Source organism: Streptomyces sp. NPDC002580, from assembly GCF_042889485.1.
Lineage (GTDB): Bacteria > Actinomycetota > Actinomycetes > Streptomycetales > Streptomycetaceae > Streptomyces.
The window spans coordinates 300,005-324,309 of the sequence record NZ_JBIAQZ010000004.1; the positions used below are offsets into that span (position 1 = coordinate 300,005).

At 68.9% G+C, this 24,305-nt stretch carries 11 protein-coding genes and 1 pseudogene; 4 read left to right on the forward strand and 8 right to left on the reverse strand.

Translation table 11 applies throughout. The annotated features are described in order from the left end of the window. The first annotated feature begins 171 nt into the window (after window positions 1–171). Window positions 172–351, forward strand: a pseudogene (locus tag ACFYW7_RS15445) (hypothetical protein). Window positions 352–402: 51 nt separating this feature from the next. Here the strand turns inward: ACFYW7_RS15445 and ACFYW7_RS15450 are convergent. From ACFYW7_RS15450 to ACFYW7_RS15460, 3 genes are all read right to left on the reverse strand, one after another. After that, on the reverse strand, window positions 403–4,551 hold the full coding sequence (locus ACFYW7_RS15450) for an Eco57I restriction-modification methylase domain-containing protein (protein WP_389502171.1): 4,149 nt from the start codon (window positions 4,549–4,551) through the stop codon (window positions 403–405). Next, a complete protein-coding gene (locus ACFYW7_RS15455; RefSeq protein WP_389502173.1) occupies window positions 4,551–7,472 on the reverse strand; it encodes a helicase-related protein in 2,922 nt (973 codons plus the stop codon). The genes ACFYW7_RS15450 and ACFYW7_RS15455 overlap by 1 nt, the downstream gene beginning before the upstream one ends. Before the next feature lie 67 nt (window positions 7,473–7,539). Continuing rightward, complete coding sequence (locus ACFYW7_RS15460; RefSeq protein WP_389502175.1) at window positions 7,540–13,854, reverse strand: protein kinase; 6,315 nt, start codon at window positions 13,852–13,854, stop codon at window positions 7,540–7,542. 421 nt (window positions 13,855–14,275) lie between these two features. On the opposite strand from ACFYW7_RS15460, the gene ACFYW7_RS15465 reads away from it, so the two are divergent. Then, window positions 14,276–14,536, forward strand: a complete 261-nt coding sequence (locus ACFYW7_RS15465; protein ID WP_389502177.1) for a hypothetical protein — start codon at window positions 14,276–14,278, stop codon at window positions 14,534–14,536. Here the strand turns inward: ACFYW7_RS15465 and ACFYW7_RS15470 are convergent. The 4 genes from ACFYW7_RS15470 to ACFYW7_RS15485 form a co-directional block, all read right to left on the reverse strand. Continuing rightward, the gene (locus ACFYW7_RS15470; RefSeq protein ID WP_389502178.1) at window positions 14,524–16,701 is read right to left on the reverse strand and encodes a caspase family protein; all 2,178 of its coding nucleotides are present in this window, start codon (window positions 16,699–16,701) and stop codon (window positions 14,524–14,526) included. The two genes, ACFYW7_RS15465 and ACFYW7_RS15470, sit on opposite strands and share 13 nt — an antisense overlap. Window positions 16,702–16,730: 29 nt before the next feature. Further along, complete coding sequence (locus ACFYW7_RS15475; protein WP_389502180.1) at window positions 16,731–17,144, reverse strand: hypothetical protein; 414 nt, start codon at window positions 17,142–17,144, stop codon at window positions 16,731–16,733. A 152-nt stretch (window positions 17,145–17,296) separates the two neighbouring features. Beyond that, window positions 17,297–18,619: a 7-cyano-7-deazaguanine synthase gene (locus tag ACFYW7_RS15480; RefSeq protein ID WP_389502182.1), complete on the reverse strand. Its 1,323-nt coding sequence runs from the start codon at window positions 18,617–18,619 to the stop codon at window positions 17,297–17,299. Next, window positions 18,616–19,428, reverse strand: coding sequence for a hypothetical protein (locus tag ACFYW7_RS15485; RefSeq protein WP_389502184.1), 813 nt, complete (start codon window positions 19,426–19,428; stop codon window positions 18,616–18,618). Before ACFYW7_RS15485 ends, ACFYW7_RS15480 begins: the two co-directional genes overlap by 4 nt. Before the next feature lie 444 nt (window positions 19,429–19,872). Between ACFYW7_RS15485 and ACFYW7_RS15490 the strand changes: the two genes are divergently transcribed. Beyond that, window positions 19,873–20,625: a hypothetical protein gene (locus ACFYW7_RS15490; protein ID WP_389502186.1), complete on the forward strand. Its 753-nt coding sequence runs from the start codon at window positions 19,873–19,875 to the stop codon at window positions 20,623–20,625. Between the two features lie 535 nt (window positions 20,626–21,160). On the opposite strand, the gene ACFYW7_RS15495 is transcribed toward ACFYW7_RS15490, so the two are convergent. Next, window positions 21,161–22,699, reverse strand: a complete 1,539-nt coding sequence (locus ACFYW7_RS15495; RefSeq protein ID WP_389502188.1) for an IucA/IucC family protein — start codon at window positions 22,697–22,699, stop codon at window positions 21,161–21,163. Between the two features lie 90 nt (window positions 22,700–22,789). Between ACFYW7_RS15495 and ACFYW7_RS15500 the strand changes: the two genes are divergently transcribed. Next, window positions 22,790–24,304, forward strand: a complete 1,515-nt coding sequence (locus ACFYW7_RS15500) for an IucA/IucC family protein (RefSeq protein ID WP_389502190.1) — start codon at window positions 22,790–22,792, stop codon at window positions 24,302–24,304. Window position 24,305 lies beyond the last annotated feature (1 nt).

A 24,305-nucleotide genomic window follows, 5' to 3' on the forward strand; every position in this document is an offset into this window, starting at 1 on the left:
TGCATTCGACCGACTGGCACCCGGAGGCACGTGCGGGTACCACGACGTCGAGGACGGCGGCGGAACGGCTCCGCGATGTCAGACCGCTCGCCCAGGAATAGCTTCCGGCCCCGAAGGAAAGCGCGGGACGTGTACGAGCGTGGCCCGGGTGCACGCACAGGAGGCAACGCCGTGCCCGACATTATGTGGGAAGAACCCTTCTGCGCGGAGAGTTCCAACTGCTTCCGCGTCGGCACCGACGCATACATGGCTGTCGCCGGGTAGGAGCAGACCTACCTCACGGACGCACAGGAAGCCCTGCGCACGCTCATCCGGGACATCAAGGCCGGTAAAGCGGATCACTTGCTGTAGTGGTCCGGGCGGGCAGGAAGTCGTGGAACCTGCCCGCCCGGACCACACTCGTCAAGCGGCGGCGGGGTGGCGCGGGCCGTGGCCGGGCGGCGGGGTGAGCGTGGAGGTGTAGTTCTCGCCGTCCACGAGGGGCGTGGTGAGGCTTGCGCCGGCTGCGGCCATGCGGTCGTATTCGGCGAGCACGAGATCCTTGGTGCGGTAGTGGCCGTACTTGGCGATCTCGTTGTTCTTCAGGCCGCCGGACTCCGACTGGAAGGACTCCAGGATGTAGTCTGCGTCGTCGCGGTTGATTCCGTAGAGGTGGAAGAAATAGGCGTCCAACTCGGCGCGGATCTGGCTGCGGCGGTTCTCGTCCCAGCGGAAGGGACCTTCAGCATCACCGAGTTCGCGGGCTAGCGAGACCATGTCCTCAGTCGTGCAGGCGAGCTCCAGGATGCGGGCGGCAAGGAAGGCCGTATGGGGTTCCATCTCATTCGGAGGGGGAACCGGAAGCTGCTTCCATGTCATGAGTGCCATATGGATACCGCCGATCTTTTGGCGACTCACGAAGTCGAAGACCAGAGAACTCTGCGCAGCGTTGAGAGCAGCCACGAGTTCGGCGGAAGCGTTCGACATCATCAGCGGGTACGTGTGCCCAACGGCCGCACGCGGCAGCAAGGCCGGGATCGCCGTGCGCTCATCCGTCGTGCGGCAGACATCCCGCCAACCGCAGAGCCACTCCCGCTCCCAGCCGAGTTCCTTCAGTCGTAGGTCGACTCCAGGAACCTCAACTTCTTTACCGTTCCGGACAGTCGGAATGAGTCCTTCGTCCGCGATCCAGTACCGAGGCATAGCCGCAGCCGACGCGTCCTGCTTCTCTGCGAGGCCAAGACGCCTGCGGTCCTCGTTGCCCGTGCCGTGGTAGCTGTTCCAGCGGTGGTCGAAGTGATGAGCCATCTTGCCCTCATACAAGGGCAGCATCCGCTTCCCGTCCCCCGTGAACACATTGCCGCGCAGCTCCCAGCCCTCACCCTCCAGCTCCTTCCGTGTACGAAAAAGATCGGAGTCGTCGGTCATGTCGAACAGTCGCTTGAAGACGATCCCCCACGGATTCCCAGCCTTCTCCGTCTCGTTCCACAGCACCGGAACACGCCCGTAGATCGCCGCCGTCAGATCCGCGTCCCGCCTCGTCCGGAAGATCGGCAGCGTCCCCGTATTGGGGTTGATGAGGGCGATCTCCTCGGGACTGAGCGCGAACACCCGCTCCGCGCCATCCAAGTCCGCCGGGTTCTCCAGGAAGAACGCGAAACGGGCCGCGGGCTCCCGAAGGTCACTACCGGCCAGGGAAAGCAGACAGAACTTGTAGCTGGCGTGCACCCCCACGAACAGCGGCTTACGGTTCTCGAAGTCATACAGCGCCGCCACCGCCCCTCGCCGGGTGAAGTCGCTGAACAGGTACTGCGCTCCCGCTCCGGTCGCGATCGCCGTCGGCAGGATGCAACCGAAACGGCTCCTGGGGGCGGCGATCGTGGCGAATCGCTCCGCGAACAACTGGTCGGTCTGGAGGGAGTTGACCCCCTTGACCGTCAGCCCCTTCGCACACAGCGGGAACACCCCCGAGCCCCCCGCGAACAGAAACGTGGACTTCACCGTCCGCCGCGCAGTCCGGTAGCGCCTTCCCGCCTCCGGGTTCCCAGCCTCCTCGTTCTCGGCCTCCCACTCGGCGATCCTCGTACGTCGCGCCGTCCCCGCGATCGCCGCGATCGTCGGCTCGACCACGCTGAAGTACTTCTTGTCCTCGAAGTCGACCTTGTCCCACGGCGGGTTCCCCACCACGCAGGAGAACCCCCCCGACCACCCCGTGGCCGGGTCCACGGCCGCGCCCGTGTCGGCCCTCTCCGGGACCGTGAAGACCTCCGGGAACTCCAGGTGCCAGTGGAAGAAGTGGTAGAGGTCGCGCAGTTTGTCGATCTCGTCGTGGGTCGCCTTCGAAGCCGACCGGCCCTCCGGGTCCCGCAGGGTCTGGAACACCTCGTGGGTGACGGGGGCCGGGGCATCCTTGGTCTTGCGCCACATGAACGCGGCGCACCAGGCGTCGGCGATGTGCCGGGCGTGGACGTACTCCTTCTCGTCCCGCCACTTCTCGTACGCCGCCTGCTGGGCGTGTACCTGCCGCAGGTTGCCGGACGGGGCTTCGATGATCCGGCGCAGGCCCGAGGCGAAGGCGGTGTTGGAGACCTTCGTCTCCACGACCACCTCGAAGAGGCCGCTCTGGCCCTTGCGCTCCTGGTCGTTCTGCTTCTCCAGGAACTTGGCGTACTTTTCGTCGTCGCCCTCGACCGCCTTGAACGCCTTGTTGGGTATGCCGTCGAGCATCAGCGTGGGGGTCGTGCCCACCAGGCCGTTCCCGTGCTTGATGTGCGCGTCCAGGAAGCCCAACGCCTTTCCCGGCTCCAAGGCCTCTAGCCACAGGGAGACCTTGGCCAGCTCGACCGCCATCGGGTTGAGGTCGACGCCGTACACGCAGCGGGCGACGACCTCGTGCAGGGCGCCGCGTACCGAGACGGGGGTCGGCTCCGGGTTGCTCTCGCGTACGGCCGCCACCCGCTTGGCGATGCGGCGGGCCGCCGCGACGAGGAAGTGGCCGGATCCGCAGGCAGGGTCGCAGACCGTCAGCGAGAGCAGCTCGCGGATGATCTCCTCCGACGGATCCGGCTCGCCCGCCGCCGTGGCGGCCTGCTCGCCGCGCTTCTGGGCGTCGTCAATCACCGGGTCGAGGGTGGAGTCGAGCAGCGTCTCGATGAGTGAGGCGGGGGTGTAGTAGGAGCCGGTCTTCTTGCGGTCGTTGCCGAGCCGGTTGACCAGTTCGAAGGAGCGCTCGGTGGCGCTGTGCTTGGGGACCAGCTCCAGCAGGGACTCGTAGATCGAGCCGAGTTCCTCGGAGCCCATGTTGCGGTAGTCCACCGGCCGCCAGCGCGCGGTCTTCTCGTCGCGCACGCGGGAGAGGTGGCGCACCGCCTCCAGCAGAGAGGCGTTCGACAGGGAGCAGTTCCGCAGCGGGGTGTCGGCCGGGCCGTCGTCGAAGAGGCCGCCGAGGCCAGGCAGGCCCAGCTCGGGCCGGCCGTCCTCACGGCCCAGCGCGTCCAGGACGATCCGCAGCGCGGCGTACTGGTCGGCGTGCGCGGTGCCCTGGCGGCGCAGGGCGTGGCGGCGCAGGCGGGAGGAGCCGAAGTACCTGGCGTATCGCTTGCGGGCGTCGTCGCTCGCGTCGGGGTGGTGGAGGGCATCGCGGTCCTCGGCGACGAAGAGGAAGATCATCCGGTAGGCGAGGCGCAGCAGCGCCTTGTGTAAGAGGTCTACGTCCAGGTTCTCGCGCAGGCCCGTGTTGGCCGGGTGGCGCAGGAAGCCCGTGCCGAGGGTGGTGATGGCCCGCTGGACGCCGTCGCGGTGATGGTCGAGCGCCCGGGTGCCCGAGGCGATCGCCTCCGTACGCCACTGCTCCAGCCAGCACGCGGACGGTACCGCCACTTCGCCGGTCTCGAAGCGGGAGACGTGCAGCAGCCGGTAGAGCAGGACGAACTCGCTGAACAGCTCACCGTCGAAGATGGCTTCGAGGTCGAACTCGACGTACGAGGCGGTGGCAAGGGCGTTGGAGTCGCGCAGCAGGCGCAGCTGCCGGCCGTTGGTGAGGATGCCCCACAGGTGGGCTTCCCGCCGGTTCAGGCACTCCTGGAGGAGGGAGTGCGGGGGTACGGTGCCCACGCCGCCGGGCCGTTTGTCGAGCAGGGCGTTCCAGGCGGCCATGTGGACGGGCACGTGGTGCCAGCGGTGGCTGATGGGGAAGACGCGCTCCGGGTCGCTGTCGGCGCGGTACTCGCCGGCCGTGACCGTGGTGAGCCGGCCGAAGCCCAGCTCGTTGAAGAGGGGTTCCAGCCACTGGTCGACGGCGAGGCCGGTCGGGTCGGCGGGCAGGTCGGCCTCGGCGCTGACGGGCAGTTTCTCGCGGAGTTCGCGCCAGACGGCCTTGAGGTAGTCCCAGTGGCGCTCGGCCTCGTCGCGGACGGACCGCCGGGGGCCGATCACGTGGTAGTCGGCGGGTCCGGAACCCGGGACGTCCTTGCCCTCTTTGCTCTCCGAGATGCGGACGAGCATGTCGGCGGGGAGCAGGCCGCCGACGGTGTGGACGGCGGAGAAGACCTGGTTGCGGGTGGTGGCGGACATCAGGCGGTCTCTCCGTCTGCGGTGATCGGGGGCAGGTAGACGTAGACGCCGAGGATGTCGGCGGGCTGCTGGGCGGTCACCTTGAGGCCCTGCACTATTTCGTCGGACGCGCGCCTGACCCGCCGGTGGGACTCGTGCAGCTGGGCGGCGAGTTCGTCGCCGTAGGCCGTCATGTGGTCCTGTATCGCGCCCAGTTGTCCGAGAGTGCGGCGTATCGTCCGTTCCTGGAAGTAGTCGTCCGTGTTCTCGGCGGCCTCGGCGGTCAGCAGGTCCAGGGCCTGTCCCTCGGGGAGCCAGACCGGGTTCTTCGCCGAGCCCTGGTAGGCGAGGAGGCGGGCGTCCTCGGCGACGATCCTGCGGTTGCCCTGCCGGGAGGGCAGGGTGAGGTGGAAGCGGTAGCGGACCAGGAGCAGAGTCGTGGGGACGGTCACGGCCTCCGTGGAGACCACCCCACAGCGCCGGGCCGGCCGACGGCCGACGGCCTCGGTGTCGAGGGCCGCGTCGAGGACGTGGGCCGCGACCGCTCCGACGACGGGGTCGGTCCGGACGAGGGCGGCTTCGCCCCGGGCCACGGCCGCCGTGGTGCGGAACGGGATGGGCCTCCCGGACTCGACCACCTCGGCGCCCGCGACGGGGGCGAGGGCGTCGCGCAGTCCGGCGGGGACTCCGCCGACCTCGGCCGTGAAGTCGCCCGATCCGTCGCCAGCTTCGACGACGTGTGCTTCGAGGGCAGTCAGTGCGTGGCGGACGAAGCCGCTCACCTCGTCCGAACGGCCCAGGGTGTCGCGGATGGCGGCAACCTCGCGGGCGACCTCCTCAGGGTGGATGGCGCGCTGGGCGAAGCGGGAGCGGGAGGTCGTCTCCCGTTCCGCCGCGGAGTTCCACTCGCTCTCCAGCGCGGCGGCCCTCGCGTCCACGGTCTCCAGCGCCTCGACGTCGAACAGCCCCTCCTGCTGGGGCTGGTGGCCGCGCATGAGGAGCCATTCGACGATGGCGTCGGTCACGCCGGAGGACGCCTCGTCGGGGACGGAGACCGAGATCCCGAGGTCCTTGCGGATCTGGCGGTGCTTGGCGATGAGGACTTCGAGGACCTTGCCGTCGATGCCGTTGTCGATGCCGTACAGGGTGATGACGCGGACCTCGTCGCGCTTCTGCCCGTACCGGTCGACCCGGCCTTCGCGCTGGTCGTGACGGGTGGGGTTCCACGCGAGGTCGTAGTGGACGACGGCATCGAAGTGGTGCTGGAGGTTGACGCCTTCGGAGAGGCAGTCGGTGGCGACGAGGACGCGGCGGGCGGCGGGGTCGTCTCCCGCGAGTGTCGCGAGCTCCTCGATGCGGGTGAGACGCTGCTGCGGGGAGAGGGTGCCGGTGACGGCCTTGACGACCGTCCTGGAGCCGAGCTTCTTCTCCAGGTGCTCGGAGACGTACTCGGCGGTCGGGATGTACCGGCAGAAGACGATCGGGTGGTAGCCGTCCTTCAGGAGCGCCTTGAGGTGCCGGATGAGGGCGGCGAGCTTGAGGTCGCTCTCCGGGCCTTCCAGGGCGGCGGCCCGCTCGGCGAGGTCGGCCAGCCGGGCGCCGGCCCCCTCGGTCTCCGCGCCGGGAGCCGCGTCCAGGCCCTCCAGGGCGTCGCTGTCGGCGGAGTCGCGGGTCAGCGGGGCAGCGAGCCGGTCGGCCTCCTCGGCGCTGGCGGCGGCGGCCGCAGCCGAGCGGGTCGAGAGAGTCTGGGCGGCCGCGCGGGGTGAGGAGACCAGGGAGCGCAGCAGGGCGATCGCGGACCACCAGGCGATCCGCGCCTCGCGCCGCCCCTGCTCACCCGCCGCCTGGACGCGCTCGCTCGCGTAGGCGATGGCGTCGTCGAGCAGTGCCCGGTAGGCCGGGGACAGTTTGTACTTCTCGTCCTTGGACTTACGGTCGGAGGGGAACGCGGTCTTCTCGGCCAGGCTGTCGTCGGCGAGCCCACTCTCCTTGGTGAGGTACTGGCGTACGTCGCCCCGCTTGCGCTGCACGAAGTGCTGAGCGAGGAGCCGTCGTCCGCGGTCCGTCTCCAGGTCCACGTCGGCCAGCTCCGGACGCACCAGGCCCAGCAGGTTGCGGAAACCGGACTCCTTGCCGCTGTGCGGGGTCGCGGTCACCAGGAGCAGGTGGCGGTCGGTGTCCTGCGCGACGCGCCGCAGCAGCTCGTAGCGGAGCTGGTTCTGGGGGGAGACGGTGTCGTCGGCGGCGACGCAGGTATGGGCCTCGTCGACGATGACGAGGTCGGGGCAGTGCCGTACAAAGTCGTCGCGGTGCCGGGTGGACTTGATGTAGTCCGTGGAGACGACGACGTGCGGGTATCGGTCGAACAGGGACTGGCCGAGGTCCAGACCGCGTTCCAGGCGGGAGACCGTGGAGGCGAGGACAAGTTCCGCGTCGATGGCGAACTTGGTCCGCAGCTCCTCCTGCCACTGCTCGGCCAGAGCCGGCGAACAGAGCACGGCCAGGCCCCTGGCCTCGCCCTGGGCAAGGAGTTCCTTCGCTATCAGGCCCGCCTCGACAGTCTTGCCGATACCGACGTCGTCGGAGATCAGCATCCGTACGGTCTGCTGCCGCAGGGCCATCAGGAGGGGCACGAGCTGGTAGGCACGGGGCTCCACGGCGATGCCGGCGAGGGAGCGGAACGGTCCGGCGCCGGAGCGGAAGCCGATCCGCAGGGCGGAGCGCAGCAGCCCAGCCGCCCGCTGGTCGCCGAGGTCGGCCGGGGACGGAGGCGCGAACTGCGCGTCCCGTAACTGCTCGAACGCGGGGAAGACGGCGGAGATGTCGTCGTCGGAGCCGCCCAGGGGACGCAGCACGAGCAGGTCGGGCTCGCTGTCGGGAAGGACGACCCACTCCCGGCCACGAGCGGTGACCAGGGAGCCGGGGGTGTAGGTGTGCGTCATCGGGGCTTCCTCGCGGAGGTGTCGGCCGGTTCCACGGCCGGGCGGGGCGGACGGTGCGGGCGTGCCGTCATGAGGACGGGCCGAGGCCGAAGTAGCGGGTGTGTTCGGCGGTGATGGCGCCCCAGTCGCTGCCTTCCGGGAAGCGGATGACGTCCCACCGGGCGAGGTACAGCCGCTCCTCGGCGTCCTCGTCCCGCGCCGTGTCTTCCTCGGCGTCCGCGCCGCCGAGGAAGACAGCGAGGTTGACCCCAGGCATGCGGTAGACGAAGTCGGGGCGGGCACCGGCCTCGGGAACCGTGATCCCCGCCTCGTCGGGCAGCCTCAGGCCGCGCTCCCTGAGCCAGGTCAGGAACTCCGCCTCCACCGAGGTGAGCTGCGCGGCCTCACCGGTGGTCGCGGCGGGGGCGGACGCCGCCACCAGCCTGCGGTGCTGGTCGGTGGTCGTCTCGCCGCGCCTCTCGCTCGTCGCTTCGGCAGAGGCAAGCCGCAGCAGCAGGGCAACGATCAGGCGGCGGTCGATCACGCCGTGGTGGAGCTGGTTGCCGTAGGTCAGCAGGCACTCGTAGCAGCCTCGCGCACAGGGCCGGTCGGGGTGTGGGCCCTTCTCGTCCTCGCCGTCCTCGCCGAAGTGGCAGACGGCGAGAGCCTGTCGGGCTGCCTTGGCCAGAGCCTGCGGTTCGGCCTGGAGCCGTCGGAGGACACCAGCGCCTCCCTCGGCCGCCTCGGTGAACAGCAGGCGGTCGCGCGGCCCGTCGGCCGGCGGCAGCAGCTCGCTGGTCAGCTCGGAGTCCTCCAGCTCGAAGGCGGTCTCGATGCCGCGCTCCAGGGCGTACATCAACGTCAGGGCGACCGGGTCCGGCAGCGGCTCGTCAAGGGTGACGACGAGGATGTTGCGGCGATCCTCGACGAACGGGATGACCCGCTTCTTACGGCGCTTCTCCTTGCCGTCCTCGTCGATCACGGGCATCTCGCTGGAGTCGCCGGAGGCGTCGGAGGCGTCCCGTTCGTTCATCCAACGCCCGTCGGCCGGGTCGAGCCAGTAGCCGGCCGGCTCGTTGTCCTTGGCGCGCAGCCTGCCGACGTTGGTGATGCGGACGGTGGCGGAGTCACCGTAGGTGAGCGTGGCGAGCGGACCGGCGGAGTCGGCGGCCCGGGCGTCCTGCCGCCCCCTGCGCGTGCCGTGCCGCCGGAAGCGGTACGACGTCTCCAGTCGGAAACCGGCCCGGCGGCGCTCCTCCTCGTCGGAGGAGATGCGCTCCCGGCGCTGGGTGTAGACGGTGTGCAGGTGCAGCAGGCCGTAGGTGGGCGCACCCAGCGGTTTGTCGCACATCTCGCACTTGTCGCGGCGCTGCTCGGGTTCGTCGAGGTAGCCGCAGTGGGCGCAGCGGCGGGCCTCACTGGTGGAGATGTCGCCGGAGGAGTCGGGCGGCAGCTGGATGCGGGTGACCTGGTAGCGGGCGCCCTCGTGGTAGATGAGCGCGCCGGGGCCGAACTCGCGGATCGCGAGAAAGCGGGGCCTCTGGAGATAGTCCCCGTCGCCCTGACGGCCGCCCCGGAGGGGGATGAAGGCGGCCAGTGGCAGCCTGGGGAACGAGTAGCCGGGCAGGAATCCCTCGGACGCCAGGTAGCGGTAGGGGTTGAAGTCGGACAGGACGGAGCGGCTGTCCGGGCTCTCGTTCTTGAGCAGGTTGAGCTGGGTCTCGGCCTGTGTGCGGCGCCGGAAGGCCTGCCGCCGGTCGCCCTCGGTCAGGGTGTGGTCGAGGACCCGCTTGTTCTGGACGTACTGGTCGACGAGGGCCGCCCGGTACAGGTCGCGCCAGCGGTCGAAGGCCCGGTCGAAGTTGCGCGCCGCCTTGTGCACGGCGTCCTCGATCCATCGCTCGTCCCACCAGGTGGTCTCACCGAACTGGGGCAGCAGCGGGCCGAGAATGCGCCGGGCGGCGGCCACGGTGCGGTCCTGCGCGCCGGGCTCGTGGGAGGCGTCCCGGATGTCGTCGCGGAGAGCGAGGCCGGGAGCCGGGCTGCCGGAAGTCTCGCCGTGGGCGATGTCGAGGACCTGCGGGATCGCCCGCCCCAGCGTGAGACCGGCCTCGGCGAGCCAGATGCCTTGGAGGTGCGAGCGGACCAGGTCCTCGTTGGCCAGGTCCAGGCGCGGCGGGGCGACGGCACCGGCCACCATACGGGCCGAGCGGCGGAAGTAGTACTGGTCGTGGCTGTTGCCGGTGGCGCAGTAGGTGGTGACGAGGGCGGGCTGGCCGCTGCGCCCGGCACGGCCGCTGCGCTGGGCGTAGTTGGCCGGGGTGGGAGGGACGTTGCGCATCATGACGGCGTTGAGCGAGGAGATGTCGACGCCCAGCTCCATCGTCGGGGAGCAGTAGAGCAGCTTGAGTTCGGCCTTACTGAAGGCTTCCTCCCGTTTCTGCCGGTCCTCGGGGTCGACCTGCGCGGTGTGCTCGCGCGCGAACAGGCCGGACAGGCCGTCGGCCGTCTCACGGTAGAGCTGGCGGAAGAAGGCGTTGACGCGCGGGCCGTCGCCACTGGCGTACGTACGGGTGAGGGGATCATGGGCACCGGTCTCGCCCGTACCGGCCCGCCAGACGATCGAAGCGGCCGACACCCGGTAGCCGGTGACGGTCGCCGACGGCCTGCGGAAGCGCCCAGCCTTCTGCGGGGCCACGGACACCTCGGTCACGAGCCCGGCCTTCCTGAGGACCTTCAGCAGATCCTCAATGACCGTCTGGAGATCTGCGTTGTCCAGGCCCTCCCGGAAGCCGCGATGCGTGCGGCGCAGGTACTTTCCGTACTTGCCGCGCGCGGACAGGAACAGCCCCGCGCGGTCCATCCCGGGCTTCGAGGACTGGGGGTAGGCAGTGGCGACCTTGGGGGTGTCGCTCTTGGAGAGCACCCACGGGTCGATCAGCCTCTCCTCGCTGGCGCTCTGGAGCGAGTCGAAGTCGTCACGGAAGTACTGGACATCGATGGCGAGCGACCGGCGCATCTCGTCGAGCAGCGCCTTCATGATTTCGGCACGTAAGGAGGCGTCGGCCTCACGCAGGGAGGGGTGCGCCTGCTCCCAGCGCTCCTGGCGTTCGGCAACCCACTGGAGGTCGGCGTAGTCGATCTCCAGGAGTCCTGTCTGCTCCAGGTTCGGCATGGTGACGCGCCAGCCGCGCTCCAGGTCGAGGTAGAGCCGGAAAGCGATCACATCCCGCAGCGTCCTGGCCGCGGCGGCGGCCAGCCGCGGGGGCAGATCGGACTCGCCCGTGTAGACGACAGGCTCCAGGGCGAGGGCGTTGGAGACCCGGGAGGTCAGCTCCTCATGCTGGATACCGTCCGGGCCCGCGTCGACGGCGGCCCGGTACAGCGCCCCGCGCAATTCGGTGACCTGAACGAAGTCGTTGAAGTGGCCGGCCTGGAGGGAGGCGTCCTGCCGGTTGTCGACGAACGTGAGGAGCTTGCGAGCCGCCTTGGGGAGCGCCGCCTCCGGCACGCTGTCCAGCGAGCGTACGACGGAGGCGGAGATCAGCGAGGTCGCCGAGGAGCGGCCTTCCTGGTCCAGGGTGGCGAGTTTGGCGAAGTCCTTCCCGCGGGTCTGCTCGTAGGAGACCGAGCAGTGCAGGCAGAACAGGAACGGGGCGGGGATGAACGCCGCATGCAGCTCGCCCTTGGCCTCGTTTCCGTACGGATCGACGGTGATCGCTCGCGGAAGCCGGTCCCGGTAGGACTTCTTGACGACCTCCTGGCCCCTGTCGTCGATCTCCAGCCAGGACTCGGGCAGCCGCCGGTCGGCGATGGCCTCCTCCGGGGTATGCGGCCAGGGGGTGGTGTGCTGGTAGCGGTCCGTGTCGAGGTAGAGGTAGCCGTCACCGGCACGGCCCCCGGTGGCGGCGGTGTCGCGGCGCGGCTCGTAGCGGACCTCACCGTCCTTCTCCGTACGCCACACCGTGAGGTACTCCTGACCGCACTCGCGGCAGAAGGCGAGCGGCATCAGGACGTGTCCGTCGGTGCCTGGCCGGACCCGCTGGTAATCCCGGGTGGGGTAGCGGTCGGCCTTGTTCTCCAGAGTGACGTAGACGGTGTCGCCCTTGGACAGGAACTGGTGGAGCCGGAAAGCGAACAAGGGGCGTTCGGTGACGGGGTGGTACGCCTGCGAGCCCGCTTCCAGCGTGGCCCGAAGGGCGTCCGCGCACTGCTTCTCCAGCTCCCCGCTCTGCCCCGCGAGTTCGGCGGCGGCCTCCTCGATCTTCCGGGGTTTCTGGCGCACGAGCTGCCCCGTGGCCTCGTCGGTGCCGAGGCCGAAGTACGTCTCGATCCAGCGCGCGAGAGGATCGGTCACGAGGTCGGCGTAGGCGCGCGGGGCGGCGGTCTCCGTGAGGCGCTCGGCGGGGACGACGGTCGGGGTCTCGCCGGTGGCGCGGACCAGGGTCTCGCCGATGATGTGCTGGGGGCTGACCTTCGTGCCGAAGAGCTTGGTCGCCATGTCGGCCACCACGTTCTTCTGCTCCTCCAGGCTGCCTTCGGTCGACATCGTCGCGGAGGTGCCGATGCACTGCACGTCGTCGGCGCGGCAGGCGTCGCGCACCCGGCGGATCAGCAGGGCTACGTCCGCACCCTGCCGGCCCCGGTAGGTGTGCAGTTCGTCGAAGACGAGGAACTGCAGTCCCTCGGCCATGGCCACGAGGCTGTCGCGGTCGTCGGGCCGGGTGAGCATCAGCTCCAGCATCACGTAGTTGGTGAGCAGGATGTCCGGCGGGTTCTTGCGGATCTGCCTGCGGGTCTCGTCGTCCTCCTGGCCCGTGTAGCGGGCGAAGGTGACTGGCTCATTGCCGGCGCCGTAACCGTTGCGCAGGTACTTCTCCAGCTCCTTGAGCTGGCTGTTGGCGAGGGCGTTCATCGGGTAGACGATGATGGCCCGCACCCGCTTGGGCGCGTCGGGCCCGGCCTGCTGTCGCTCCTTGAGAACCCGGTCGACGATCGGGACCATGTAGGCGAGGGACTTGCCGGAACCGGTGCCGGTGGTCAGAACGTAGGAGACCCGAGCCTCGGCCGCGTCGATCGCGGCACGCTGGTGACGGTGCAGGGTGAGCGAGCGGCCGTCGCACACGGTGGAGTTCTCGGCCTTCCCCGCCTGGAAGATCTTCGCGCACTCGTCGTGCAGGACCTTCTGCGCGGCGAGTTCCGCGACCGTTCCGGCGGAGGCGAAGAAGGGGTTGAGCGACAGCCAGGGGTTGGGCCACTGCGACTTGTCGTCGAGGTCCTTCTTCACGAAGTCCTTGATGCGCTCGTCGCGGATCACGGTGCCGCCTTCGGTGAACGAGCGGTAGTCCTTGATGAGCTGCTCGTGTACACCGAAGACGTCCATGCCGGAGCCGGACAGGGAACGCTTCGCGGGCTCCGGTGCCACCGTCTCGGAAGACCGCGGCTCGGTGACCGAGGCGGCCTCGCCGACCGGCCGCAACAGCCACTTCACCGGGTCGAAGTCCTGCCAGGCGGGGAGAGCGCCGCCCTCCGCCACGAAAGGAAGCAGCACGTCCCGGACGGCCACCGCGTCAGTCGGCCGGTCGGCGGGATTCTTCGCGAGGAGGCGGTCCACCAGGCGGGCCAGCGCCTCCGGCACATCCGAACGGAGCAGACGCACCGGCGTCGGTTCCTGATTGACGTGCTTGTCGCGGAAGTCGAAGGCGGTGTTGCCCATGAAGGGCGGGTTCCCCAAAAGCATCTCGTGCAGCATGCACCCAAGGGCGTACAGATCTGCGGCCTGGGTGACGAGGCTGCCCTCGAACTGTTCCGGCGCCATGTAGCGGGCCGTGCCGACCGTCACTCCCGTGCTGGTCAGCTTGGTGCCGTCAGGGTCGTCGACAATCCGGCCGATACCGAAGTCTAGGACCTTGACCACGCCACCGCGGGTGAGCATCACGTTGCGGGGCTTGAGGTCCCGGTGGACCACTTCGGCAGCGTGAGCGGCAGCCAGGGCGTCGGCCATCTGTGCCCCGATGGCGGCGGCCCAGGGCACCGGAAGCTGCCCCTCCTCCGCCACGAGATCGGCGAGTGGATGCCCGTCCAGGAATTCCATGACCAGGAAGGGAAGATCGCCATTGGTCTCGTCGACCCCGCCGTCGATCGTGCGGGGCAGGTTGGGGTGGCTCAGCAGGTGCATGATGCGCACCTCGCGCGCGAACCTCGCCACCGCCTTCGGGTCGGTGCGGGTCTCCACCAGGGTGCCCGAGCGACGGCGGCGGATGAGCTTGAGGGCGACGACGCGGTCGGGAGAGTCCTCAGCCTCGTCCAGATCCTCGGCGCGGTGAACCTCACCCATGTTTCCCGAGTCGACGTGACTCAGCAGGCGGAACCGCCCGGCGACCGTCTCGGAACCTTCGCTCATGCTGCTGCCTCCCCATGCGGCCCCGCCGAGAGGACACGCGTTTCCCCCATGTGGTGGGCGTGCTCATCGCGGCAGACGAGAACACCCACGGAAGGAACGTACACGAGAATCATGATATGAACAACCGTTGTTGCGTTGACATTGTCAACGCAACAGTCGTTAGGGAGTGGCGTCTCGGCTTCACGATCCACCCCGTACGACCGCGAGCGATCGGCGAGACGGGCTCAGAGCAGCAAGTTCCCTGCCCCACCCGTATGCCGCGGCATGGGAGGGGGCCGGCGCAGCGGTACCGGGTAACTGCCTCCGCGACCGAATTTCGACGGGCCGCACGACCTTCGCCGTAGGTGCGCTCGCGAAGACAGATCATGACAGCCGAAACGGAGAGACGAAATAGGCGATCTAGCCAAAGCGGTGGCGAAACTTGAGGAAGAAGTCGAGAGCGTCCGCGAACTGCGAAAGATCGCAGAACGGCTCGACACCGAGATCGCTGTGCATAGAAGAGATCGAGGGCATCAGCACTGAGACCCTCGACCTCCATGGCGACCTCGACGACCAGATCGCCGAACACGACTACATGACCGTCGAACAGTCCGTCACCTCTCTGTGCGGACTGATGGACATGGAGACAGTTGACGCACATGTCGACGCTGGCCTCATCAGGCTCGGTCGCTACCTCGGATGACGGCAGATCTGCGGGAGCCGTGATGCTTTGATGAGCCTCTCCAGCGACGGGACCACGTCATGGTAGATAGCCGAGCCTGATGCGCCGGGCATGAGCCGGCGCAGGGCACCGGTTGCGATGTCGGCAAGCGCAGCTCCAACGTCGTCGCCTATGTCGATGGGCAACGTGCCGATGAGGGTGACCTCGCGATCGTCCCACTCGTCAATGTGTTCCGTGAGGAAGTCCACCGCCACCTTCTGCCGACGGGCAAGAAGGAGCAGCTCGCAGGCGTGCACAGCATCGCGGAGATCGAAACGGAAGCGGGCTGTGATGCGCGAGGGACCGGGCCCGGGCTCCCGGCAGGTGATGACAAGCTCATCAGCGTCACGGCTCTTGGTGGTGATGCTCATCTGCATGCCACCGCGGACGAGCAGTTCCTGCGCCGCCAGTTGTTCCCGCTCGTCGTGCAGGGCGATCGACCACCATGGAAGGGGGCCCCAGGTGCCGTGTGTTGTCACGTGCTCAGAGAAAGGAGTGAAGGACTGGTACCCCTCCAGAAGGCGCTGCTGGAACGTGACAAGGCAGCCGTCCTGGAAGTGTTCGTCCCGGCTACGCTCGCGTAGCAGCTCGCACTCGATGGCGCTCATGCCCTCCACAGCCAGGGCGATGTGCTCCAACTGTTCCTGAATGATCCTTGCGGCCCGCTCAAGAACACCGCGGAACTCATCGCCGGGAGGTGCCTGATCGAGGAGACGGCCGAGAGCACGCTGCGCGGCCTGGCAGCGGGCGAGATCTCCGCCGAGGCGCACCAAGTGGCGAGCCTTGAGAATGCTCCAGGTGCGGGTGGACATCCACCGATCCCAGGCGCGGTCGCCGCCACCACGCTCGCCGAGCACCATGGCCCCTGCGTTGCCGACGCGAAAGTCCGGCTCGTCTTTCAGTCTCTTCCACAGGTCGGGGTATGCCTCCAGTGGAGAGGACGGCAGCGCCGAAAGCGCCGCGTGGACACGCGAGTCCGTACTGTCCCACAGCTCCTTGAGTTCACGTTCCACGCGTGTACGAGGCACCGTACGACCTCGTTGGGCAGCCCAGTATTCGATGAGGAGCATGTCCGTGCTCTCCGGCCTCCAGGGGAGCAGTCCCAGGCCGTCGAGGACCACAACGGTGGTGGCCAGCCCGTCGTGCTGGAACCCGAACTGGACCTTGGTGATGAGCTCGGTGAGCTCATCACCATTGGGGCCGGGCACAGTGAAAAAGGGGCTGGCGGCGAGCCAGTCACGGATATTCGCCGTGCCTTCCCCTCGAGCAAGCCGGGCGGCGATCCGTGCGACCAGCAGGGAGCCGATGAGCCCGGGCTCGCCGAAGTCGGTACGTAGTCGGCCTTTGCCGAGCGCCGGGACATCCCTTACATGCCAGAGCAGCCCTTTTTGGATCGCGTGGAACCACTCCTCGCGCAGCGCCGCGAGCGTGGGCTTCTTCCTGGGCCGCTTCCACTTGTTTCGGAACAGTGTGATGGCATGCCCCTGGTCGCCGGCCCGTTGCAGGGGTACCGGCATGCCCTGTGATGCCAGTTCACGGCTGACGTGCTGGTAGAGGGCGTTCATGTCGAGTGGGCCGGACACGTCTGGAACGCCATCGGTAATGGCTTTCACGAGTTCACCGGTGAACGCGGTGAAGTGCGCACCCACGGGGGCCATGGCAGCCTGCGTAGCGGCTGAGGCGGTCATGACATAAGTACCCTCGATGGCGGCCTGGTCCGCGAACTCATCAGGCCCGCCCATGTATCCCTCCAGCGCGGCACCGCTATAGCAACAGTCGAGGATCACGACCTTTCTGGGCGCTGCACTTTCCAACACTGCCGTGCGGAGGTAGTTGAACGCCACCGACTTGTACAGCTTCCGGTTTCGCTCGGAATGCCCCAGCGCGAGATAGAGAAAGCCATCGAGCGACCGCATACCGTGGCCGGCGAAGTACACCACCAGCGTGTCTGTCGCCTCGCTTGCTGCCTGGTGGACGGCGTCGAGTACGTCCTGGCCATCGGCGGGATTACGTAGCGTCACGCAACGTCCTGCGGGGAGACCTCCAACGTCCGGTGACCTGAACAGCTCTGCCAACCTTGCAAGGTTGTTCCGCACCGCTGGTAGGTCCGAGAAGTTCTGGTACTCGTCGGCACCGATCAGCACCACACGAGTTCCGTCGGGGTCGGGTAGCCCCATCACCGATTCCCCGCAACCGACGGTGCCGACGGATGCCCCGGACCATCAGCCCCTATGTCCCCGCCGCGGGTTTCAGGAGCCAACAGCAGTGCGACTCTGCTCATGGTTTCGTCCGACGCATCGCGCACGGTCACTGTTACGCCGCCGTGCTCGAAAGTCACGGCCCCGGGCGGCGAAGGGCGGGATGCTCGCCAGGCGACCACGATGTTCACCACCAAGCCCACAGCAGCAATACCGTTGCTGACGAACATGTTGATGGTCTCGCCCGCGCTCATACGGTCAGAGGCGCCGGAGGCTTGTGCCAATTCGACCTCCACGTGACGCCGGAGTTCGCGATCTTGCCGGAGCCAGTAGTACAGATCATGTGCCGCTGTGTCGTCGCCCTGTGCATCGACCGTGATCTGAATCTCCACGACGTCTCCCTCTATCGTCTCAGCTGCCCAGCGCTCACGGCAGGGAGCGGATGCGGGGCCGTCACTCCTGCCACAGCTTTCACCCCAGAGGGAAGAATACGTCCCAACTGGCCTTCACCAGTGTGGTGTTGACCCGTACGTCACGAAGCCGTCTATGCCGCGTCGGCGGCCTCGGCCGCACCGGCGATCTGAAGCAGTCGGACCAGTTCCCTCCGCCCGCGCCTGATCAATTCGAAGGCCACCACCGGATCCGCGTCCGGCGGCAGCGGAGTATCGGTGAGGAGATCCGAAAAGGTGTATCTGCCGAGCAGCCACCGCTGCAGTGCGCGCCAGTCGGCACCCCGGTCCAGCGGTAGGCGGTCCGCCCACGGCAATGCCTCGTACCGGGTGCCATCGATGCCGTTGGCGTGGAGTAGTCCGGAGCGGCGCACGAGGCACGGGAAGCAGACGCCGCAGTTGGCGATGGGAGGGCCGCCGCTTCGGCGGGTTGGAGGCTTGCCGCAGCTCAGGGTGGACTCCAGGTCGGACGGGGTGAGCCCCGCGTCACGTCCGGCCTTGCACACCTCGCCCTTCGTGAGCTGCGCCAAGGGGTTGACCACCTGCACCGTGCTCTCCGTGCCACTCACGGCAGTCAACAAGGCGTTCAGACTGTCCAGCGTCCGCGGGTGCACGGAACGCGTGGAGCAAGCGGCCGAGCGTGCTGGTGTCAGGGGCGGATTGAGGGCGAGCTGGCCATTCTCGGGGATGTGGACAGTACTCACCCTGTGCGCGGTGGCGGCGCGGATCGCGCCCGCCGCGTACAGCAGACCACGAGTGCGGGAGGAGGTCTCCAGCCTCGCCCCAGAGCCGTCGCCCGCCGGGGTCTGGCTCATCGGTAACAGCAGCACCGGCCGTGCTCCGTCCAGTCGCTCGACAGCCTTGTACACCCGCTGCTGGAGACGCAGCAGGCCGATCTCGCGGAACATCACGAGCAGCAGCGGTCGGGAGTCGTCGGCGCGCGAACGGGTAGCGGCCCAGCTGAGGGAATCCAGTCCGCCGGAGAACAACGCGACTTCCGAGGCACGCGGGTCGTCGGGAGCGACCATCGCCTCCTCGACGTAGTGACCGGTGAGGGGACGGAAGTCCACGTTCCAGAGGTCCCCGGTGAGGACTTGGAGAAGCGCAGCGAGGTGGGTACGGACCGCTGCGCTTGCCCACCGCTCATGTTCCGTGACGGGCACGGCGAGGCTGATGCGGCGGGTCCACCTGTCCCGTGCTCCGGTCCGGCGTACGTACTTGTCGGCGATGAAGGCAGCCCTGGCGACGCGGAACAGATCCTCGGCCCAGTCGGGGACGGAACCGGGCAGATGGTGCCGACCGATGATGCGGCGCTCCTTTTCCTGGAAGGCTTCCTCACCGATCTCCGTCCAGTGGTCGCCACGAGGTCGGTCGCCCCGAGTGCCGCGCCACCACAGGAAGTCGTCGGAATCGGTCACGCTGCAGCTCCCTCTTCTCCGATGATCTCCTCAGTGATCAGGCCAAGCACCTTTCCGACCGCCCGCGGTACCAGCAGCTCAGCAATCTTGGGCAGTGCGGCCGACGGATCCTGCACAGCGCCCACCACTGACTGCGCGGTATCCACAGCCTGTGTAAGGTCCGTCGCTTCGGCGGACTCCTCACAGGGACTCGGCACCAGGTCCACCACCTTCTCCGCGACCCAGTCGGCGATCCTGCCTTCCGGATCGGTCGCGATGAGCACCGGGACCGCCAGCTTGACGTGCTCGGCGACAACGGACCTGAGGAACTCCCCCACCGTGTCGGCGAAGAACACCTGGTAGAGGTCGCACAGGATGTCCCAGGTGAACCCGCCGCCGACGGCACCTCCACCCATGGCGTCGTCCAGCTCGGGATATCTGCTCCGGACATCTCGGACCGCCGCGGCCATCCCCCTGCGCACCGCGGCGTCGGCGAGTGTGCCACCGTCCCCGCCGACCTCCGAGACGAGACGCGCGACAAGCGCGTCCTCCGACTCCGCGCCCTCTATGGCCAGCGACCCCAAGGCTCGGGCGAGCCGTTCACCGGCCGCGCAAGCCGTGTCGTACAACCCGAAAGCCGATCGATCGGCGCGGAGCGTCTCGTGCAGGGCGCTCAGGTGGTCCGCCGCGATCTCCTCCAGCCGCTGATCCGCGTTCCGCGAGTCATCGCGCCAGCGCGCCAGCCGCCTCCCTGCGGAGCTCCACCGATCGCCGTTCGGTCCCTTCCATCGCGTGGATGTCCCCACATCGCCCCCAACGATGGTGTCCAAAGCAGCACTTCGTCCATGGCATCAGACCGGACGATCCCCAGATAGGGCGGGACTCGGCCAGGGCCCCGCGGGCCGGCCGGGTACGGAAACAGCCAGGGGTATCACTTCCTGTGACGCCTACACCTAGATGCGTGACCAGTCGTAGCGCTGAGTCGCAGACGCCGCGCAAGTCCCCGTTCAGGGCAAGTAACGGGCTGGCAGGATTGGCCCTTGCGTCGTATGTCCTGTTGTTCATGACCGCTGTGGAGGGGCTCACTGACGACATATCAAATCGACAACCTCCGGCCGCCCACACCGGACGACATCAGTCGCCTGAGGGCCGCTCGCGATCCAAGTCCGGTCACAAATCGTCATCCGGCACACGAACAGCCAGCACACGGAACGGCCACGCCAGCATGGATTCCACGGTCGTCACGAGAACATGACGCAGCGAAGGGTGAAGCCATGGCCAAGCTCACGGAGGAGCAGAAGCGGCAACGAGCCGCCAAACGTGCTCTGCGCTCGGCCCTCGATGCCGAAGCGGATGACCGTCGGCGCCGTGCGCAGGATGAGCGGTGGAAGAGAGAAGGTATGCGCCTCAGCTGGGCGGACTACGTGGCCGGTAAGCCCTGTCAGGGCTGCGGAGAGCCCATGCAAGACGGGCTGGGGGACTGGTATCCCCTCATGAAGTTGTCCGAGTCGGAGAAGCGTGAGCACGAGGAAGCCGACCTGCGATTCCGCGAGCGGCACGCCGACTGCCGGAGTGGCCGGTGGAGCATCAGCGGTTCTCGGGTGACGCATTGCTGTTTCTGTTGCCCGCCACCTCCGATGGGGCCGAAACAGATGGAGAAGCTCGCCAGGTTATTTGATTCCTGGCCCTCACGGGAGGAACGCAAGAAGGACCTCGACGCTTGGGACCTCACGCTCCGTTGCGACCATGTGGTGCCTCACGTTCAGCATCGCGAGCACAGCTACGTTTCCGACCGCGTCGTCGACTGCCCAGAATGCGGAGAGCGTCGCGGTGTAATGAGCAGTGAGCGGGTGGGGCCCGCGTACCGCGATGACGGGACCATCCGTGAGAGGGCGGCAGCTGGTCGAGAGCGGCTCGCCCGGGAACTGGCAGCCGCCGAGGCGAAGCTGACTCGTCAGCAGAAGAACGCAGCGGCAACCCAACGGCGCATCGCCGAGCTCCAGGATGAGCTCAGCAGCGAGTCTTGATGAGACGAAGCCCCGTCGGCGGCGCCGCGTCATTTCGCCGAAAGACCATCTACGCAGGTCAGTGCCCCGCAGCCACCCATCGCGGCAGGTCGCAGAGCCGCCCGGTCTCTTCCGGGACACCTGACCGCAGTCGAACCACCCGACAGCGAGCGAACACCGGCGACAGTCACTCGTCGTGTTCGCCGGGCCAGTCGGCTCCGCTGCCCTGGCGCAGGTCACGCCGACCTTCCCCGGGGAGAATCTGGGGAGTATGAGCGGCGTTGGGGAGCGTGTGGGGAGGGTCGATCGCACAAGGCGGCACGGCCGTGAAAGACGTCGAAAGACGGAAACCCGCAGGTCGACGACGAGTTCCGGTGAATCGTCGCAGGTCCCCGGCCCTACCCCGACGACTTCACGACGTAGGTCCCCAGGTCGTCGGCCTCGACGACTCCGGGGACGGAGCCGCCCGCCGTCAGCGGAGTCACGTATCGAACAGCGGTCACGTCGCGGAGCACACCCGCCACTGTAGTTCAGCCGGTCGCGCCGCCCCACGGCGTCAGGGGGCGGCCAGCGGGTTCGGCAGGGGTGTGTAGCGGGCGTCCGCGCCGTCCGCGTCCGTCCAGCGGAGCAGCAGGTTGGTCTTGCCGGGGAGTGTGGGCGAGGCGAGCAGGGCGGCGATCTCGGGGAGGGCGGTGGGTCCGGGGCCTGTGTCGTGGCGCAGGAGTTCCCGGCGTACGGCGGGCCAGGGGTCCGTGCCCGGGAACCGCTCGGCGAGGAGGGCGGCCAGTTCCGCGAGGTGGTTGACGATCAGGCAGTAGACGAGCCGTTCCCAGCCGGCCGCACGGGTCACCCCCGGCAGCAGTTTCACGCCCTCCGCGTCCCGGAACAGCGCCTGGACGGGCAGGCCGGAGCCGTCCACGGCCACCACGGTGTTCTGCAGGTGGGCCTCGACGACCACGCCGTGCCGGGCGAACGCGTCCAGCACCGGGGGCACCACCTGGCGCAGGTACGCGGCCCACCAGGCCGACGGGTCGGTGAGCCGGTCGAGCGGGCTGCCGTCGAAGCCTTCCCCGAGGGCGGCGGCGAGCAGCGGGGTGGCGCCGGGGACGAGGTGGCGGCCCAGTCCGTCGCGGACCAGGACGGCGAGTTCCTCGAAGGCGAAGCCGGCGGTGCGGTAGCCGCGGTCGCTCAGCCAGGCGGCGGGCCCCCGCCGCGCGGCGAAGGCGGCGCCGGTCGCAGCGTCGGCGGCGCGCAGTTTCAGCAGGTCGTGCTTCCAGAGCCGGCGGATGTCGTTGGTGATGCGCACGTCGAGGCTGAACTTGAGGAAGAGGTCGTCCTCGGGGGCGTAGAGGGTGCGGATCGCCGCCGTGGGGTACCACGGGCGGACGGTGGGCCCCAGGCGCAGCAGGCGGCCGTCCGCGAGGGCGTCCCGGATCACCGGACGGGCGGCGGTCAGGGTGAGCTGCCAGGGGTGGACGGGGAGCAGCCGGTAGCCCGGCGGGGCCTCGCCCAGCGCGTCGAGCGCGCTGGTGTCGCCCTCCTCGACGGACAGGTCCGCACGCACCGCGAGCAGTTCGATCGGAAACCGGGCGTAGGCCTCGGGGGCGTACGGCAGCCAGCCGGCGGCCGGGCCGCCGCCGCGGGCCTTGGGCGCCGGATGGTACGGGTGTCCCATGATCAGGGACTGTTCGGAGCGCAGGTACGGGTCCGTGGGCGGCGCCGCGGCGGCGCGTGCGCGGAGGAGGGCCGCGACGACGTCCCGGCTGTCGCTCATCTCGGCGGCCAGCGCGGAGTCGGCCACGCCGGTGGACCGGCGCAGTTCCCCGGCGATGAAGGCGACCAGCTCCCGGTGGGTGAGCCGGTGCCAGGCTCCGTCGGCGTACAACTCGGGTGCGGTGGGGCGCCGCACGCCGCGCACCCGCACCATCCGGCCACCGGTGCGGAGCCGGTGGACGCCCGGTTCCCGCATGGGCTCCGCCAGTTCGCGAAGGAGACAATTGAGCAACGGCGCGGTGGCGTAAGCGTCGGCGGCCTCGTCCGTGTCTCCCCCGGTGAGCTGGGGGAACGGGGTCGGCTTGAAGTCCACGCGATCCATTTGGTCCATTCGATTCACACGGTGCGCTGGTGATCAGTATGTCTGCCTCGGCGGACCCTCCACACAGTCCCGTACCCAAGGAGTCCCGCTGTGCACCGTCCTTCCACGCCCGACACCGAGGCCGCGTTCGCCGAGGAACTGAGCGTCGTGCGCCCCGGTCTGTCGGCGCCGTACGCGGCGGCTCTGCCGGGCGCCCGGGCCGCCGTGCTGACCCGGCTGTGGCGCGCACTGGCGTTCGAGCCGCTGCCGTGGATCGCCCGCCGCGAGACGGGCCGCGACGGTCTCACCCTCGCTCTGACCGACGGCCGTCGGGTGCACGGACCGTTCGCCGACCCGTACGCCACCTCCGCGTACGTCACCGAAGTACGGCTCGGCGAGCGGGTGTACGAGCGTCCGGACGCGCTCGTGGCGGCCCTCGGCGTGCCGCACGGTCCGGATTTCGCGTCCGAACTCGCCCACAGCGTGGCCTCTTCGGCACTGTCGCGGGCCGGTCGGTCGGCGTCCGGCGACGCCGTCGGCCCGCCCGGGGCGAGCTGGGTGTGGGAGCAGCGGATCGTGGACGGGCATCCGTATCACCCCAACTGCCGTTCGCGGCCGGGGTTCTCGGTGGCCGAGCAGCTCGCGTACGGGCCGGAGCACGGGCCGACGGTGGAGATGGGTCTGGTGCCGGTGGACGACGCCCTCGTCACCGGTGACTGGCCGAAGTGGCTGCGGGACGGGGAGCGGGTGCTGATCCCGGTGCATCCGTGGCAGAGCGCCCATGTGCTGGACGCCCCGGTCCAGGAGGGTTTCGCGGCGCGTCCGTTGATGTCGTTGCGCACCCTCGCGGTGCCGGACGGGCCTCATGTGAAGACGGCGTTGAGCGCCCGGCTGACCTCGTCGGTGCGGGACATCTCGGTGTACTCGGTGGAGGCGGCGGACACGGTCTCGGTGTTCATGGAGGGGATGGCGGCCCGTCTCGACGCGCCGCTGCACATCACCCGCACGCTCGGTGCCGCGACGGCCGGTTCCCCCGATCTCGCGGCGGTGGTGCGGGAGTCGCCGGACGAGTACGCGGGGACGGGGGAGCGGTGCGTCCCGGTGGCCGCCCTTCCGCTGACCGGGCTGCCCGGAAAGGCGTCCTGGTTCGCCGAGTTCACCCGTCTCGTCCTGACCGTGGGGCTGCGGCTGCTGGAACTCGGGGTGGCCCTTGAGGCGCACGGCCAGAACCTGCTCGTGATCCTCGACCGCGCGGACGCCCCCGTCCGGCTGGTCTACCGCGACCTGGCCGACATCCGGGTGAGCCCGGCCCGGCTGGCCCGCCACGGCGTCCCGCTCCCCCGGCTGTCCGGACGGATCGTCACGGACGACGAGACCGCCCTGCGCCGCAAGCTCTTCGGTTCACTCGTGGGCGGCACGCTGGGGGCGACGGCGGGCTCGACGGCGGTGCTCCGTGCCGCTCTTGAGACGGTCGCGCCGGATCTTCCGCACACCGCGGACCTTCCCGCGCTCCTCGGCGAGCCGCTCCCGGCCAAGGCCCTGACCTTGATGCGGTTGTCCCCCGGTACCCCCGGTGACCTGTGGACACGGCTCCCGCAGCCGCTCGCGGGGCCCCGGTCGTCGTGAT